Below are 16,264 nucleotides of genomic sequence, written 5' to 3'. Positions count from 1 at the left end.
AGAGCTGAGCGCTCGGGATCAGGTAACAGTGTTTTACCGATTGCCCAGGTTTTCCGCAGCCCGCCATTGCCTATCCTACGCGGGTCATCCTGCCTGCGATGGACCCATGAAACACTCACTGCCCAGCCGCTACGCCTGCCTTTTCATCTGCCTGTCGTTCACCTGTGCCAGCCTCCCATTACTGCCCCAACATGCCTGGCTCTGGCCATTCACACTGATCACCGCCCTGCTCAGCCTGGTCGGCCTCAATGACCTGCGCCAGAGCCACCACGCGGTGCGGCGCAACTACCCGATCCTGGGCAACATCCGCTACTTGATCGAAACCATCCGCCCAGAAATCCGCCAATACCTGATCGAAGGTGACGACGACAAGCTGCCGTTTTCACGGTCCCAGCGTTCCCTGGTGTATGCACGGGCGAAGAACGAGAGCGCCGAAAAAGCCTTCGGCACGCTCAACGATGCCTACAAACCCGGCTTCGAATTCATCAGCCATTCGATGCTGCCGGTGGCCACGCCCGACCCCGCCTCGTTCCGCATCGCCATTGGCGGGCCGCAGTGCCGGCAACCTTACTCGGCATCGATCTTCAACATCTCGGCCATGAGTTTCGGCGCCCTCAGCGCCAACGCCATCGCGGCGCTCAACCAGGGTGCACGGCTGGGGCGCTTTGCCCATGACACCGGTGAGGGCAGCATCAGCCCGTACCACCGCGAACATGGCGGCGACCTGATCTGGGAGATCGGCAGCGGTTACTTTGGCTGCCGCACCGAAGAAGGCCGTTTCGACCCGCAACGCTTCGCCGAACAAGCCCGCTCGACGCAAGTGAAGATGATCGAGATCAAGCTCAGCCAAGGCGCCAAACCCGGCCACGGCGGCATCCTCCCGGGGCACAAAGTCAGCCCGGAAATCGCCGCCACCCGTGGCGTGCGTGAGGGCGAAGACTGTATTTCGCCGGCCGCCCATAGCGCATTCCGCACGCCGGTCGAACTGCTGCGGTTCGTTGCCAGCCTGCGCGAACTGTCGGGCGGCAAGCCGGTGGGTTTCAAGTTCTGCCTGGGCCACCCGTGGGAATTCATGGGCATTGCCAAAGCCATGCTGGCGACGGGAATCACCCCCGACTTTATCGTCGTCGACGGCAAGGAAGGCGGCACCGGTGCGGCGCCACGCGAGTTCAGTGACAACATGGGCGTGCCCATGCGCGAAGGCTTGATGTTCGTGCACAACACCTTGGTCGGCCTGAATTTGCGCTCGAGCATCCGCATTGGCGCGGCGGGCAAGATCGTCAGCGCCTTCGACATCGCCAGTGTGCTGGCCATTGGTGCCGACTGGGTGAATTCTGCGCGCGGCTTCATGTTCGCCATTGGCTGCATTCAGTCGCAGAGCTGCCACACCAACAAATGCCCGACCGGGGTCGCCACCCAGGACCCGCTCCGCCAGCGTGCGTTGGTGGTGCCGGACAAGGCTCAGCGGGTGGCGAGCTTCCACCGCAATACCCTGCACACATTGGCTGAGATGCTTGCGGCGGCGGGCCTGGAGCACCCGTCGGAGCTCAAGCCCAAACATTTGGCACGGCGTGTCAGCGCCAGCGAGATTGGCTTGTTTTCAGATCTGCATACGTTCCTCAAGCCTGGCGAATTGCTCAGTGGCTCGATTGAAAGCGAGTTTTATGCGCGGATGTGGCGGATGGCGCGCAGCGACAGTTTTGCGCCGGAGACAGGGGAGGTTGTAGAAAAAGAAGTAGTGCGCCACAGACAGGCCGAGCCGGCCTGAAGGCTGGGGGTGCTTCGCACCCCTTTCGCGGCGCAAGGCCGCTCCCACACGTACAACGCAAATCTCTGTAGGAGCGGGCTTGCCCGCGATGGCTGCAAAGCAGCCCCGACGCCATCCGATCAGAAGATGCTGATCGGGTACTCGACGAATACGCGGACTTCGTTACCGTCGTCGTTGTAGCCGTTCTGCTGTACGGCATTGTTGGTGCGTACGAACGAGCTGCGTAGCTTGACCGACAGGTCTTTGGCCGGGCCGTCTTGAACCACGTAACGGATCTGGTTGAAGATTTCGCGCTCTTTACCTTCACCGAAACCTTGCGGGTTGGCGACGTTGCGGGTGTTGATGTTGTCACCCACTACGTAGGCCAGCTTGTAGGTCAGGCCCGGTACGCCGTAGGCGCCGAAGTCCAGGCCGTAGCCCAGCTGCCAGGAGCGCTCGTCTTCGGCGTTGAAGTCAGACCAGTACGAGTTGGCCAGGTAGATGGTCGAACCACCGTCACCCACGCCACCGGCGTTCTGGTAGAAGCCGTAGTTGTAACCGGTGCTGCCAGTGCTGCGCTGGTGAGCGATGGTGAACGAGTGCGCACCGTAGGCGTAGGTCGCCGCCAGGCTCCAGATGGTGTTGGAGTCACCATTGAGCTCGGCCGCTTTGACGAACTTGTTGTTGATGTCCGACTTGTAGCCGTTGAAGTCCAGGGTCAGGGACTGGTCGCTGGCGATCGGGAAGACATAGTTCATGCCCAGGTAGTGCTTCTGCATCACGTCTTCGTTGTCTGCGGTGTACAGCGAAGCGGTGAAGTTGTCGGTGAACTTGTAGCTACCACCGAAGACGTTGATCGACTTCAGGCCACCACCGTCACGACGCTCGGCACTTTTGCGCGCTTCTTGGGTGAAGCGGCCGGCGTTCAGTTCCAGGCCCTGGATTTCTTTGGAAGTGATCAGGGTACCGGTGAAGCTTTCTGGCAGCAGACGGGCGTCGTCGTACTGCAGCACAGGCAGTGCTGGCATCTGGTCACCGTACTTGAGCACGGTGTTGGAGATGCGGAATTTCACGGCTGCGCCGCCACGGGCCAGGTTATGTGGCGAGCTGGCGTTGCCGTCGGCGTTCTTGGTGTCGTGCGGTTTGAAGAAGTCGACGCCGCCACCACCGTTGTGGCCTTTGCCGCCGTCCAGACGCAAGGCGTACAGGCCGAATGCGTCGACGCCGACACCGACGGTGCCCTGGGTGAAACCGGAGGAGAAGTTGGCGATGACGCCTTGGCCCCATTCGATCTGGTCATCGGTACCGTGCTTCTTGTCACGGTTGATGTAGGCGTTGCGCAGCAGAACGTTGGCGTGGCTGTCTTCGATGAAGCCCTTGCTGTCGGCCTGCTCATTGGCCTGGGCCTGGGTCGCGGCGATCATTGCCAGTGCGACCAGGCTGATCCTGGTTTTCAACATGTTGTTTTCCTTATTTCTTAATCAAAAACGCTTCGCAATATGACGCCAGGAACCAACGCCCCTTCGTAGGTTCGACGCTATGCGGATCCAGACTGAAAGGCTTGCCGGCAATCGCACGGTGGCCTTTTACAGCAGCATGGCCATGTCATGGCCAGCAGGCGTTGGCCGAATCCTAGCGGTGTGCGATTACAAATGTCAAAAAATCGTGAAATGCAGGTTGATATAACCAAAATTCCCCAGGCCGCTGGTGCATTTCCATGCCTGTTGGCGCTATCAGAGGGCATTTTTTCTTCTGTCAGAAATGTCGCTTTGACCAACCCGGCAGCTTTCATGGGCGCGGAGCATACAACAGCGGCAGTTACAAAGTGATACATATGTAAAGACAACCCTTTACAAATACCCAAGCAACAGTAAATAGCAAGCATTACCATTCGCACCCTTTCTCACCTGCCACGGTCCGGATGCCTCCATGCTTGTACCCTGCCGCCTCTCTCCGCTGACGCTTGGCCTGTCGCTGCTGTTCAGCGCCAGCCTGGCCACCGCTGCCACCACCACCCTGCCGGAAATGTCAGTGACTGCCGAAGGCGAGCGCGAGGAGGACAACCCGCGGGTCAAGGAAGTCAGTACCGCGACGCGCACCTCGACCCCCGTGCGCTACGTGCCCCAGGCCATCGACACGGTCAAGACCGCCAACGTGCTGGACTACGGCAACAACACCCTGGGCAAGGCACTTGAGGGCATCCCCAACGTCAGCAGCGGCGCCGACACGCGCTTCGACAGCGTGCGCATCCGCGGCTTCGAGGCCAGCAACGATTTCTACCTGGACGGCATTCGCGACGACAGCCAGTACATTCGCGACCTCAACAACATCGAGCGGGTCGAGGTGCTCAAAGGGCCCGCAGCGGTGTTGTATGGCCGCGGCAGCCAGGGTGGCATCGTCAACCGCGTCAGCAAGGCGCCGGAGCACGGCCGCCGTTCGAGCATCGAGGCGCAAGGCGGCAGCGAAGATTTGCGCAGCCTGTACGCCGACCTCAGCGCAGACCCTAGCGATACCATCAGCCTGCGCCTGAACCTGGGCAACCAGGACAACAACAGCTTCCGCGACGGCATCGATGGCAGCCGCCAGCTCTTCGCCCCGTCGATGAGCTGGCAGCTCTCGCCCGACCTGAACTGGCTGGTGCAGTACGAATACAGCCGCTACAACCGCACACCAGACCGCGGTATCCCCGGGGTCAATGGCCGCCCCGCCGACGTCAGCCGCAGCACCACCTACAGCGATACCCAGCGCGACTACATCGATGACCGCGCCCAGTCGCTGCGCTCGCGGCTCAACTACCAGCTGAACGAAACCTGGCAACTGCGCCACACCCTCGGCCTGTTCAAGCTCGACAGCGAGTTCGACAACACCTATGCGACGGGCTACAACGCCAGCACCAACACTGTCACCCGCCAGCGCTGGCAACAGGACCTGAACACCCGCAACCTGTTCAACAACCTCGAAGCCGAGGGCGACTTCACTACCGTGGGGCTGGAGCACAAGCTGTTGGTGGGCTTGGAGTTCGGCAGCCAACGGCGTGACCCGACCCTGTACACCGCTGCGCCTAATAGTGTGCCCAGCCTGGACGTTGGCAACCCCGACCGCAGCCGGCAGCACACGGGCCCAATGTTACTGTCGAGCGACAACCACACCGTGGTCCAAAGCCGTGGCCTCTACCTGCAAGACCAGGTCCGCCTGAACGATCAATGGCAGGTGCTCGCCGGCGTGCGTTTCGACCAGTTCGAGGTAGAGACCACCAACAAGGATGGCCTGACCGAGCCGCAGGACAGCAACACCACCAGCCCGCGCCTGGGTGTGGTCTACACGCCGTGGCGCGACCACTCCTTCTATGCATCGTGGAGCAAGACCTTCTCGCCAGTGGGCGGTGGCCTGATCGGCATCACCCCCGGCGCGCCGGGCAACACCAACGACACCGGGCCAGAGCTGACCCGCCAGAAGGAGATCGGGGTCAAGAGCGACTGGTTCGACCAGCGCCTCACCACCACCCTCGCCGTGTATGAACTGGAGCTGTACAACCGCCGCACGCGTGACCCGGAAAACCCGGAAATCACCCTGCTCAGCGGCTTGCAACGCTCCCGAGGCATCGAGCTGACCGCCACCGGCAATATCGTCGGCAACTGGTACGTGCGCGGGGGCATCGGCCTGCAGGATGCGACCATCGTCAAAGACAACAATAACCAGGAAGGCAACCGCATCAACGACGTGGCCAAGCGTAATGCCAGCCTGTTCGTGACCTGGAAACCGGAATTGGGCTGGTACGCCGAGACCGGCTTGACGTTGGTGGGGGAGCGTTATGCCGACAACCAGAACACCACGGTGTTGCCAGGCTACGGCCGCTGGGATGCGCTGGCCGGCTACCGCACCCACGACTGGGATGTGCGGGCGGCGTTGAACAACATTGCCGACAAGACCTACTACAGCTCGGCGACCAGTGCGGCGCAGATCCAGGTGGGCGATCCGCGGAGCCTGGTGGTGACGAGCACTTACCGCTTCTGATCTTTGTTGCCTGTACCGGCCTCTTCGCAGCACAAGGCTGCTCCTACAGGGATCGCACGCCACCTGTAGGAGCAGCCTTGTGCTGCGAAGGGGCCAGCACCGGTAAAACCGATGAGATCAGTGCCACACCGCCATCAGCGCCTGCATCTCTGCTTCACTGATCAGCCCTTGCGGGTATCGCCCGGCAAGCAGACGTCGTGGGTCGGTCGTCCTGACCTGGATGTTTCCATGGTGCTTCAACCACTGCGCCAACAGCTTGAGCGATGGGTGGTTAACTGCCGATGGGCACAAAGCCGACTCACTTGCTGCGTTCATTTCCACACGTACTCCTTTGCCCGTGAGCGGCTAATTTACGTAGGCATTGTTACAGATCAGAGAGCCCGACCCATTCGAGCTATCTAATTGAAAAACAATACAAAACGTATGCCACTCAGGCGGCCGGACGTCGCTTGGAAAGGTCACCCGAAAAAAGGCCCGTCGTATGACGGGCCTTTTTATTCAGGGTGGTCTCAGCGCTTGACTGGCGCCGGCTGCTGCTGGGTCAGGCAGTGGATATTGCCGCCCCCCAACAACAATTCACGGCCTGGGATCATGACCACTTCATGATCCGGGAAGAGCTCGGCCAGGATGGCTCTGGCCTGGGCATCGGCGGGGTCATCGAAGCTCGGCGCGATGATGCCGCCATTGACGATCAGGAAGTTCACGTACGAGCCGGCCAGGCGCACCGACGGGTCGCGCTCCTGGCTACCGGCCACTTGGTCGACGCCAGCACACTCTTCAGCCGTGGCGTACAGCGGGCCCGGGATCGGCATCTTGTGCACCACAAACTCACGGCCTTTGGCGTCGCGGGTGTTTTTCAACACGTCCATTGCCGCGTGGCAGCGGGCGTAGTTGGGGTCGTTGGAATCATCGGTCCAGGCCAGTAACACTTCGCCCGGGCGCACGTAACAGCAGAAGTTGTCGACGTGGCCGTCGGTCTCGTCGTTGTACAGGCCGTCCGGCAGCCAGACCACGGTATCGACGGCCAACTGCTCACGCAGGACCGCTTCGATTTCCTCACGGCCCAGGTGCGGGTTGCGGTTACGGTTGAGCAGGCATTCTTCGGTGGTGATCACCGTGCCCTCGCCGTCCACGTGGATCGAGCCACCCTCCAGCACGAAGCCCTCGGTTTGGTAGCGCTGGCAGCGCTCCATTTCCAAGACCTTGGCGGCCAGTTCCTCGTCACGGTTCCAGGGTGCGTAGAGCCCGCCATCGAAGCCGCCCCAGGCATTGAAGCCCCAGTCCACGCCGCGCACTTCGCCGTGGTCGTTGATGACGAAGGTCGGGCCGGTGTCGCGCACCCAGGCGTCGTCATTGCTGATTTCCACGACGCGGATGTTCGGCAGGTCGAGCTGACGGCGTGCGTTCTCGTACTGGCCAGCAGAAACACCCACGGTCACTGGCTCGAAGCGGGCGATCGCCTTGGCCAATGTCACATGAGCGGCCTGTGCCGGTTTGCCACCCAGGCGCCAGTTGTCCGAACGCTCCGGCCAGACCATCCAGACCTGGGTCTGCGGCGCCCATTCAGCGGGCATGTGGAAGCCGTCGGCACGGGGGGTAGAATTGAGGGTTTTCATGGTTAACCTCTGCGTAGGCCCTGAGCCGATGTGCGCTGGGGCGTTGGTCGATGGGGGTAGGAGCAGCGATGGCAAATTTATAACCGATATATATCGGCTTTAAAAGCAAAAATAGCCGATCGGCAAAGCCTTACCCCTTATTAGATCGATATCAATCGGCATATCCATCATGATCACGCTCAAACCCATGATATTTGTCTGCCACCACCCTAGCCGACGAGCTAGGCTGCATGCCATAGAACTTGGTTTACCAGAGGCGACTTGAGATGCGCATACTCGTCACAGGCGGCGCCGGCTTCATTGGCTCGGCGCTGGTCCGTCACCTGATCGGCAACACCGAACACGAAGTGCTGAACCTCGACAAGCTGACCTACGCCGGCAACCTCGAGTCGCTGCAAAGCATCGCCAACAATACCCGTTACGAATTCGTCCAGGCCGATATCGCTGATGCGGCGACAGTCAGTGCCGTACTCGAGCGCTTCCAGCCCGACGCAATCATGCACCTGGCTGCCGAATCCCATGTGGACCGTTCGATCGACGGCCCGGCAGCGTTCATCCAGACCAATATCGTCGGCACCTATGCCCTGCTCGAAGCTACCCGTGCCTGGTGGAGCCGCCTGCCTGCCGAGCAGCGCCGTGCGTTCCGCTTTCACCATATCTCCACCGACGAAGTGTATGGCGACCTGCATGGCGCCAACGACCTGTTCCACGAGACCACGCCGTATGCGCCCAGCTCCCCCTATTCGGCGAGCAAGGCCGCCTCGGACCACCTGGTACGCGCCTGGCACCGCACGTATGGCCTGCCGGTACTGATCACCAACTGCTCGAACAATTACGGCCCGTACCATTTCCCTGAAAAGCTGATCCCGCTGATGATCCTCAATGCCCTGGCCGGCAAGCCACTGCCGGTGTACGGCAATGGCCAGCAGGTGCGCGACTGGCTGTTCGTAGAAGACCACGCCCGGGCGTTGCTTGAGGTGGTGAGCCGCGGCGAGGTCGGCGAAACGTACAATATCGGCGGCCACAACGAGCAGAAGAACCTCGACGTGGTCCACGCCATCTGTGCCCTGCTCGACGAGCTGGCGCCACAGCACCCTGAAGGCGTGGCCCGTTATGCAGACCTGATCACCTACGTTCAGGACCGCCCCGGCCATGACCTGCGCTATGCCATCGATGCCAGCAAGATCGAACGGGAGCTGGGCTGGGTACCGCAGGAAACCTTCGCCACCGGGCTGCGCAAGACCGTGCAGTGGTACCTGGATAACCTGCAGTGGTGCCGCCATGTCCAGGATGGCAGCTACCAGGGGGAACGCCTGGGCAATACCGACATCAAGGAGCTCATTGCATGACCAAGGGCATCGTCCTGGCCGGAGGATCCGGCACCCGCCTGCACCCCATCACCCTCGGGGTATCCAAGCAACTGCTGCCGATTTATGACAAGCCGATGATCTACTACCCGATCTCGGTGCTGATGCTCGCCGATATCCGCGACATCCTGCTGATCTCCACGCCCCAGGACCTGCCTCAGTATCGCCAGCTGTTCGGCGATGGCAGCCAGTTCGGCATTCGCATCAGCTATGCCGAGCAGCCATCACCCGACGGCCTGGCCCAGGCATTCCTGATCGGTGAGGAGTTTATCGGTGACGACTCGGTCTGCCTCATCCTCGGTGACAACATCTTCCACGGCCAGAGCTTCACCGAACAGTTGCAGCGCGCGGTCAGCCACCCCAGCGGCGCCACCGTGTTCGGCTATTGGGTCAAGGACCCGGAGCGCTTCGGTGTGGTCGAGTTCGACGAGCAGGGCAACGCGCTGTCCATCGAAGAGAAGCCACTCAAGCCCAAGTCCAGCTATGCCGTGACGGGCCTGTACTTCTACGACAACGACGTGGTCGAAATCGCCAAAGGCATTCGCCCCTCGGAGCGCGGCGAGCTTGAGATCACCGATGTCACCAATGCCTACCTCAAGCGCGGCGACTTGCGCGTGGAGCGCTTTGGTCGTGGCTTCGCCTGGCTCGACACCGGCACCCACGAGAGCCTGCTGGATGCCTCGCAATATGTGCAAACCATCGAGAACCGCCAGGGGCTGAAAGTGGCCTGCCTGGAAGAAATCGCCTTCAACAAGGGCTGGATCACCCGTGACCAGCTGCTGGCAAAGGCTGAAAAACTTAAGAAGACCGGTTACGGTCAGTACCTGGGCAAATTGGCAAACGAGTCTGCATGAACATCATCCCCACCGAGATCCCTGACGTACTGATCATCGAGCCAACGGTATACGGTGACAGCCGTGGCTTCTTCTTCGAAGCCTTCAATGCCCGCGAATTCGCGAAGCACACCGGCGTCACCGTGAGCTTTGTCCAGGACAACCACTCGCGCTCCGTCAAAGGCGTGTTGCGCGGCCTGCACTATCAGGTGGAAAACACCCAGGGCAAACTGGTGCGGGTGGTACAGGGCGAGATACGCGACATTGCCGTGGACGTGCGCAGGAGCTCGCCCACGTTCGGCAAATGGGTCGCGGTGCACCTGTCGGCCGATAATCATCGGCAACTGTGGATTCCACCGGGGTTCGCCCACGGCTTCTCGGTGGTCAGCGAATCGGCCGAGTTTCTCTACAAGACCACGGACTACTACAACCCTGGCGCAGACCGTTGCATCCGCTGGGACGACGCTGAGCTGGCCATCGACTGGCAACTCGCGGGGCCGCCGGTGCTGTCGGACAAAGACAAGGTCGGCGTACCGCTGAGCGAGGCGCAACTGCTGCCATGAAAATCGTCGTCTGCGGCCGTAATGGCCAGGTTGCCCAAGCGCTGCAGGCGCAGTTGGCCGGGCTTGGCGAGCTACACGTGCTTGGCCGCGAGCACCTCGACCTGGCACAGCCCGAGGCCCTGCGCGAGCCGCTGCGCCGGCTCGCTCCCGACCTGATCATAAACGCTGCTGCCTACACGGCGGTGGACCAGGCCGAACAAGAGCCCGAGCTGGCCTTTGCAATCAATGCCCATGGCCCCCGCGTGCTCGCCGAAGAAGCAGCACAGCTGGGTGCGCCGCTCATCCACTACTCCACCGACTACGTCTTCGACGGCAGCAAGGCCACGCCCTATACCGAACAAGACACGCCCAACCCCCTGGGGGTTTATGGCCACAGCAAACTGGCCGGCGAGCAGGCGATTACTGCGGTGGCCGGCCAGCACCTGATCCTGCGCACCAGCTGGGTCTACTCGCTGTATGGGCGCAACTTCCTGCTGACAATGCAGCGCCTGCTGCAGGAAAAACCCCAACTGCGCGTGGTGAACGACCAGATTGGCGCGCCGACGTCTGCCGCTACCCTTGCTGCCAGCACCCGCACGCTGATCGAGCGCTGGCACGCTGGGCAGGCTGGCGACTGGGGCACCTACCACCTCACTGCGCAAGGTGAGACCTCCTGGTTCGGTTTCGCCCAGGCGATCGCCGAGCAGTTGCGGGCGCAAGGGTTACCCTGTGCCGAACTGCAGCCGATCCCGTCCAGCGAATACCCCACACCCGCCCGCAGGCCACTCAATTCACGCTTGGACTGCTCACGCTTGGCCCAGCAATGGCACATCAGCCTGCCGCACTGGCAGCAGGCGCTGATCGACTGCCTCAAGTAGCGCATAATTGCGTCAGACTTTTCTGGCGCATTGACCTGATGATCGCGAAACCCACGCCCCCACGCCGTCCCCGCTGGCGCAGCCTGGCCCTGCTGGCCGTGTGCCTGATCCCACTGCTGTGGCCGCTGCATCATCTGGCCGAGCGCTATTACCAGGAAGAGCTGGCCTCGCAGAATCGCCAGACCCTCGACCTGTACGTCGCCAACCTGCTGGGCACCCTGCACCGCTACGAAACCCTGCCGCAAATCCTCGGCGACCTGCCGGCGCTGCGCGGCGTGCTGGCCGACCCGTTCCGCCTGGAAGCGGTGACCAACGCCAACCGCCTGCTCAAGGACATCGTCCAGCAGACCGGTGCCGAGGTCATGTACCTGATGGACGTCAGCGGCAATACCCTGGCCGCCTCCAACTGGGACAAGCACGACAGTTTCGTCGGTCGCAACTTCGCCTTCCGCCCCTACTTCAACGAAGCCATGGCCGGCCACCTGGGGCGCTTCTTTGGCCAGGGCACCACCTCGGCCAAGCGTGGCTACTTCTTCGCCGCCGCCGTGCGCGACCGCGAGCGGATCGTGGGCGTGCTGGTGGTCAAGGTCGACCTCGACCACACCGAAACCCTCTGGGGCCGTACCCCCGAGCAACTGTTGCTGACCGACCATAACGGCGTGGTCATCCTCACCTCTCGGCCGGACTGGCGCTTCCGCGCCACCCGCGCGCTGACCGAGGCCGAGCGCCAGGCGATCATCGCCATCCAGCCGTACCCGACCCAGGCCCCGCAACCCTTGGTGCTGAACCAGGACGCGTGGATCACCCAGACCCGCGACATCAAGGAAACCGGCTGGCAGGTCAGCATCCTCGCCCCGCGCATCCTGGTCGACCGCTCGGTGCAGACGGTGATGGCCATCGGTGCCGGCACGTTGCTGGTGCTGGTGCTGCTGGCCGGCCTGGTGATGCAGCGGCGCCGGCATTACATCGACCGCATCGACTTCGAGGCCCGTGGCCGTCAAGAGCTGGAAAAGCGCGTGGCCGAACGTACCGCCGACCTTGAAGGCCTCAACACCCGCCTCAAGAGCGCCGTGCTCGAACGTGAAAACGCCCAGCAGGAGGCCGTGCGGGCCCAGGACGAATTGGTCCAGGCCGGCAAGCTGTCGGTGCTGGGCACCATGTCGGCGAGCATCAGCCACGAGCTCAACCAGCCGCTGGCGGCCATCCGCAGCTACGCCGAAAATGCCGAGATCCTGCTCGATCACCAGCGCACCGAAGACGCTCGCGGCAACCTCAAGCTGATCGGTGAGCTGACCGGGCGCATGGCCTCGATCATCGCCCACCTGCGCGCCTTCGCCCGCCGCGACCGCCACGCCCCGGAAAGCGTGGCCCTGCAGCCGGCACTGGACGACGCCCTGGCGCTGCTGGCCAAGCGCCGCCGGGCGATGGCCGTCGAGCTGATCCGCGACCTGCCAGAGGCCACGTTGTGGGTGCAAGCCGGCGAAACCCGCCTGCGCCAAGTGCTGGGCAACCTGCTGGCCAACGCCCTCGATGCCCTGACCGAAAAGGCCAACCCGCGCCGCCTCTGGCTGAGTGCCGAACAGCGCGATGGCTACGTCTACCTGTACATCCGCGACAACGGCCCGGGCTTCAGCCGCCAGGCACTGGAGCATGCCAAAGAGCCGTTCTTCACCACCAAGACCCGTACCCAGGGCCTTGGCCTGGGGCTGGCCATCTGCGAAAGCCTGATGCGCGCCCTGGGCGGCGAACTGCTGCTGGCCAACCACCCAGAAGGCGGTGCCCTGCTTACCCTGCAACTGCGCGTGGCGGCACCCGGCGCTACCCTGCCCAATTCGGAGGACCCCTCGGCATGAGCCCCGAGACACTGATCGACAGCCAAGCCCAGGTCATTCTGGTCGACGACGACCCGCACCTGCGCCAAGCCCTGAGCCAGACCCTGGACCTTGCCGGGCTCAAGGTGGTGGCGCTGGCCGATGCCCAAGGCCTGGCCGAGCGCATCGAAGCCGACTGGCCCGGTGTGGTGGTCAGCGACATCCGCATGCCGGGCATCGATGGCCTGCAACTGCTGGAGCAACTGCACGGCCGCGACAGCGAACTGCCTGTGCTGCTGATTACTGGCCACGGCGATGTGCCGCTGGCGGTACAGGCCATGCGTGCCGGCGCCTATGACTTCCTCGAAAAGCCGTTCGCCAGCGACGCCCTGCTCGACAGCGTGCGCCGCGCCCTGGCCCTGCGCCGCCTGGTGCTGGACAACCGCAGCCTGCGCCTGGCCTTGAGCGACCGTCAGCAACTGGCCACCCGCCTGGTGGGCCAGTCACCGACGATGCTACGCCTGCGTGAGCAGATCGGCGCTTTGGCCGGCACCCGTGCCGATGTGCTGATTCTGGGTGAGACTGGCGCCGGCAAAGAGGTGGTGGCCCGCGCCCTGCACGACCTTTCTAGCCGCCGCGACGGGCCCTTCGTGGCCATCAACGCCGGGGCATTGGCCGAATCGGTGGTCGAGAGCGAGCTGTTTGGCCACGAACCCGGCGCCTTCACCGGCGCGCAGAAGCGGCGTATCGGCAAGTTCGAATTCGCCAATGGCGGCACGCTGTTCCTCGATGAAATCGAGAGCATGAGCCTGGATGTTCAGGTGAAGCTGCTGCGCATGCTGCAGGAGCGGGTGGTCGAACGCCTGGGCGGCAACCAGTTGATCCCGTTGGATATCCGCATCATCGCCGCCACCAAGGAAGACCTGCGTCAGTCCGCTGACCAAGGGCGCTTCCGGGCCGACCTGTATTACCGCCTGAACGTGGCGCCGCTGCGCATCCCCCCGCTGCGCGAGCGTGGCGATGACATTTTGGTGTTGTTCCAGCACTTTGCCGACGCCGCCAGCCAGCGCCACGGCTTGCCGCCGCACACCCTGCAGCCGGCCCAGCGCGCCTTATTGCTGCGCCACGACTGGCCGGGCAACGTGCGTGAGCTACAGAACGTCGCCGAGCGCTTCGCCCTTGGCCTGGAGCTTGCCCTCGACGGCCAGGCGCCCGCTGCGGCAACGCCCACGGCGGCGGTATTGACCGGCAACCTCAGCGAACAGGTCGAACAGTTCGAGCGCTCGCTGATCGCCGCCGAGCTTTCCCAGCCGCACAGCTCGATGCGCAGCCTGGCCGAAGCGCTGGGCATCCCCCGCAAGACCCTGCATGACAAATTACGCAAACACAGCCTCAATTTTGACGGTGGCAGTGGCGGGCACGACGACCAGGAGGACAACCGTCCATGAGCAGCGACAGCCAGTACCTGCAATCCGTACTGCACAGCGACATCCCTCTGACCCGCGAAATGGGCCTGGAGGTCATCGATTGGCAACAGCACACCCTGCGCCTGCAACTGCCGCTGGCAGCCAACGTCAACCACAAGAGCACCATGTTCGGCGGCAGCCTGTACTGCGCCGCGGTGCTGGTGGGTTGGGGGTGGCTGCACCTGCGCTTGCGCGAGCTGGGCATTGATGACGGGCATATCGTCATTCAGGAAGGGCAGATCAGCTATCCGCTGCCGGTCACCGGCGCGGCGGTGGCCCGTTGTGCGGCGCCGGACGAGAAGGCTTGGGAACGCTTCGTGGCGATGTACCAGCGCCGCGGCCGGGCGCGTTTGACGCTGGAAACCACCGTCAGCAATGCCGGCAGTGACGAGCCTGCCGTGAAATTCAGCGGCCAGTACGTGCTGCACCGCTGACGCACACGCATAGACCGAAACAGCGCCTGCTGACCTAGCAGGGGCTCTGTGGGAGCGGGTTTACCCGCGAACACCGGCGAAGCCGGTGCCAGAAACCGGTTTGGCTTCTTCGCGGGTAAACCCGCTCCCACAGGATCATGAGGCGCGGGGTTAAGCGTTTTGTTCTTTACACGCCAGATCTATCAAGGCTTGGCGCCAGGCGGCTGTGCGGGGCAAGGCCAGGAAGAATGGATTGAGCAGGGATTCACGCGCCGGGTAGGTGAACGGCTGGCCATCCAGCCCGATCACTTCGCCACCGGCCCCCTCCAATACGCCCTGTGCAGCGGCGGTATCCCACTGCGACGTCGGCGCCAGGCGCGGGTAGCAATCGGCGCTGCCTTCGGCCAGCAGGCAGAACTTCAACGAGCTGCCGATATTGGCCAGGTCCAGCTCACCCACCGCCGCCCCTAACCCTGCCAACAGCGCCTCTTGCTCGGGGCTGGAATGGCGACGGCTGGCCACCACCGTGAAACGGCCTTCGGCAGGCGGTGCGTTACGCACCTGGATTGGCTGGGCAGCTTCCCCCGCCTCGGCACGCCACGCACCCAACTGGCGCCCACCCAAGTAGCAACGCCCGTTGGTCGGCATCGAGACCACACCAAACACCACCACGCCGTTTTCGATCAGGGCGATGTTGACCGTGAACTCTTCACTGCCCGCAATGAATTCCTTGGTGCCGTCCAGCGGGTCGACCAGCCACCAGCGGCTCCAGCCCTGGCGCTCGACCAGCGAAATGTTGCAGTCCTCCTCGGACAGCACGGGGATCTGTGGGGCCAGCGCCAACAGCCCATCAGCGATGATCCGGTGGGCGGCCAGGTCGGCGGCGGTCACCGGGGAATCGTCGGCCTTGTTTGTCACCGCCACGTCGGCCCGCCAGAACGGCAGAATCGCCTCGCCCGCTAGATGGGCCAGCTTGACCACTTCGTGCATCAGTTGCAGGTCGTTCATAGCTCCAGCAGCCCCCGCTGCATCAGCAGATCGCGCGCCAGGTACAGCGCCGCCAAGGCACGGCCCTCGGTAAATTGCGGGTGCATGGCCAGCGCCGACAGCTCGCGCAGGTTGACCTTGTCGACGCCCATGGGCTCTGGTTCGTCGCCCTCAAGGCGTTCTTCATACAGGTCGGTGGCCAGCACCACCTGGATCTTCTGGCTCATGTAGCCCGGCGACAGCGACAACTCGGTCAGGTGTTCCAGCTGCCGCGCACCAAAGCCGGCTTCTTCCTTGAGTTCGCGGTCCGCCGCTGCCAGCACGTCTTCGCCTGGCTCGATCAAGCCCTTGGGCAGCGACAGCTCGTATTCGTCCGTGCCGCCGCAGTACTCCTCGACCAGCACGGCATGCTCGGCATCGAGCATGGCCACGATCATCACCGCCCCGTAACCATTGCCCCGGCCGACCAAGCGTTCATACGTGCGCTCGGCACCGTTACTGAAGCGCAATTGCACGGCCTCGACGCGGAACAGGCGGCTGCTGGCGACGATTTCGCGGTTAAGGACGGTGGGTTTCTGGCGCATGGGGCA

At 63.1% G+C, this 16,264-nt stretch carries 14 protein-coding genes; 9 read left to right on the top strand and 5 right to left on the bottom strand.

From position 1 onward, the window contains the following. Positions 1-106 precede the first annotated feature (106 nt). On the top strand, positions 107-1,768 hold the full coding sequence (locus HU764_RS26865; protein ID WP_186703133.1) for an FMN-binding glutamate synthase family protein: 1,662 nt from the start codon (positions 107-109) through the stop codon (positions 1,766-1,768). 119 nt (positions 1,769-1,887) lie between these two features. On the opposite strand, the gene HU764_RS26860 is transcribed toward HU764_RS26865, so the two are convergent. After that, positions 1,888-3,207, bottom strand: a complete 1,320-nt coding sequence (locus HU764_RS26860; protein WP_027595212.1) for an OprD family porin — start codon at positions 3,205-3,207, stop codon at positions 1,888-1,890. A 469-nt stretch (positions 3,208-3,676) separates the two neighbouring features. Between HU764_RS26860 and HU764_RS26855 the strand changes: the two genes are divergently transcribed. Next, complete coding sequence (locus HU764_RS26855; RefSeq protein WP_186703132.1) at positions 3,677-5,761, top strand: TonB-dependent receptor; 2,085 nt, start codon at positions 3,677-3,679, stop codon at positions 5,759-5,761. A gap of 117 nt (positions 5,762-5,878) precedes the next feature. On the opposite strand, the gene HU764_RS26850 is transcribed toward HU764_RS26855, so the two are convergent. Then, positions 5,879-6,076, bottom strand: coding sequence for a hypothetical protein (locus HU764_RS26850; protein WP_027595210.1), 198 nt, complete (start codon positions 6,074-6,076; stop codon positions 5,879-5,881). 194 nt (positions 6,077-6,270) lie between these two features. Beyond that, positions 6,271-7,377, bottom strand: coding sequence for an agmatine deiminase (aguA, locus tag HU764_RS26845; RefSeq protein WP_099428084.1), 1,107 nt, complete (start codon positions 7,375-7,377; stop codon positions 6,271-6,273). A gap of 266 nt (positions 7,378-7,643) precedes the next feature. Between aguA and rfbB the strand changes: the two genes are divergently transcribed. Genes rfbB through HU764_RS26810 form a run of 7 tightly spaced genes read left to right on the top strand, consistent with a single transcriptional unit; the run spans position 7,644 to position 14,708 of the window. Beyond that, positions 7,644-8,726, top strand: a complete 1,083-nt coding sequence (rfbB, locus tag HU764_RS26840) for a dTDP-glucose 4,6-dehydratase (RefSeq protein ID WP_027595208.1) — start codon at positions 7,644-7,646, stop codon at positions 8,724-8,726. Further along, on the top strand, positions 8,723-9,598 hold the full coding sequence (gene rfbA / locus HU764_RS26835; RefSeq protein ID WP_186681880.1) for a glucose-1-phosphate thymidylyltransferase RfbA: 876 nt from the start codon (positions 8,723-8,725) through the stop codon (positions 9,596-9,598). Before rfbB ends, rfbA begins: the two co-directional genes overlap by 4 nt. Continuing rightward, positions 9,595-10,140, top strand: a complete 546-nt coding sequence (gene rfbC, locus HU764_RS26830; protein WP_186681878.1) for a dTDP-4-dehydrorhamnose 3,5-epimerase — start codon at positions 9,595-9,597, stop codon at positions 10,138-10,140. Before rfbA ends, rfbC begins: the two co-directional genes overlap by 4 nt. After that, entirely contained in the window at positions 10,059-10,997 is a 939-nt protein-coding gene (gene rfbD / locus HU764_RS26825) for a dTDP-4-dehydrorhamnose reductase (protein WP_186703180.1), read from the top strand. Before rfbC ends, rfbD begins: the two co-directional genes overlap by 82 nt. Positions 10,998-11,035: 38 nt before the next feature. Next, entirely contained in the window at positions 11,036-12,850 is a 1,815-nt protein-coding gene (locus HU764_RS26820) for a sensor histidine kinase (RefSeq protein ID WP_027595204.1), read from the top strand. Beyond that, positions 12,847-14,256 carry a sigma-54-dependent transcriptional regulator gene (locus HU764_RS26815; protein WP_186681876.1) on the top strand — a complete coding sequence of 470 codons (1,410 nt, stop codon included), beginning with the start codon at positions 12,847-12,849 and terminating at the stop codon, positions 14,254-14,256. The genes HU764_RS26820 and HU764_RS26815 overlap by 4 nt, the downstream gene beginning before the upstream one ends. Next, positions 14,253-14,708 (top strand): thioesterase domain-containing protein, encoded by a 456-nt coding sequence (locus HU764_RS26810; RefSeq protein ID WP_027595202.1) that lies wholly within the window; start codon positions 14,253-14,255, stop codon positions 14,706-14,708. The genes HU764_RS26815 and HU764_RS26810 overlap by 4 nt, the downstream gene beginning before the upstream one ends. A 150-nt stretch (positions 14,709-14,858) precedes the next feature. Here the strand turns inward: HU764_RS26810 and cysQ are convergent, their stop codons facing one another. Together cysQ and nudE are read right to left on the bottom strand one after the other, a co-directional pair. Then, positions 14,859-15,695: a 3'(2'),5'-bisphosphate nucleotidase CysQ gene (gene cysQ / locus HU764_RS26805; protein ID WP_186703131.1), complete on the bottom strand. Its 837-nt coding sequence runs from the start codon at positions 15,693-15,695 to the stop codon at positions 14,859-14,861. Then, on the bottom strand, positions 15,692-16,258 hold the full coding sequence (nudE, locus tag HU764_RS26800; RefSeq protein ID WP_186681872.1) for an ADP compounds hydrolase NudE: 567 nt from the start codon (positions 16,256-16,258) through the stop codon (positions 15,692-15,694). The genes cysQ and nudE overlap by 4 nt, the downstream gene beginning before the upstream one ends. Positions 16,259-16,264 lie beyond the last annotated feature (6 nt).

It is taken from the genome of Pseudomonas kermanshahensis (assembly GCF_014269205.2).
GTDB classification, from domain to species: domain Bacteria; phylum Pseudomonadota; class Gammaproteobacteria; order Pseudomonadales; family Pseudomonadaceae; genus Aquipseudomonas; species Aquipseudomonas kermanshahensis.
Note: the sequence above shows the minus strand (reverse complement) of the source record. Positions and strands in the feature narration are given on the sequence as shown.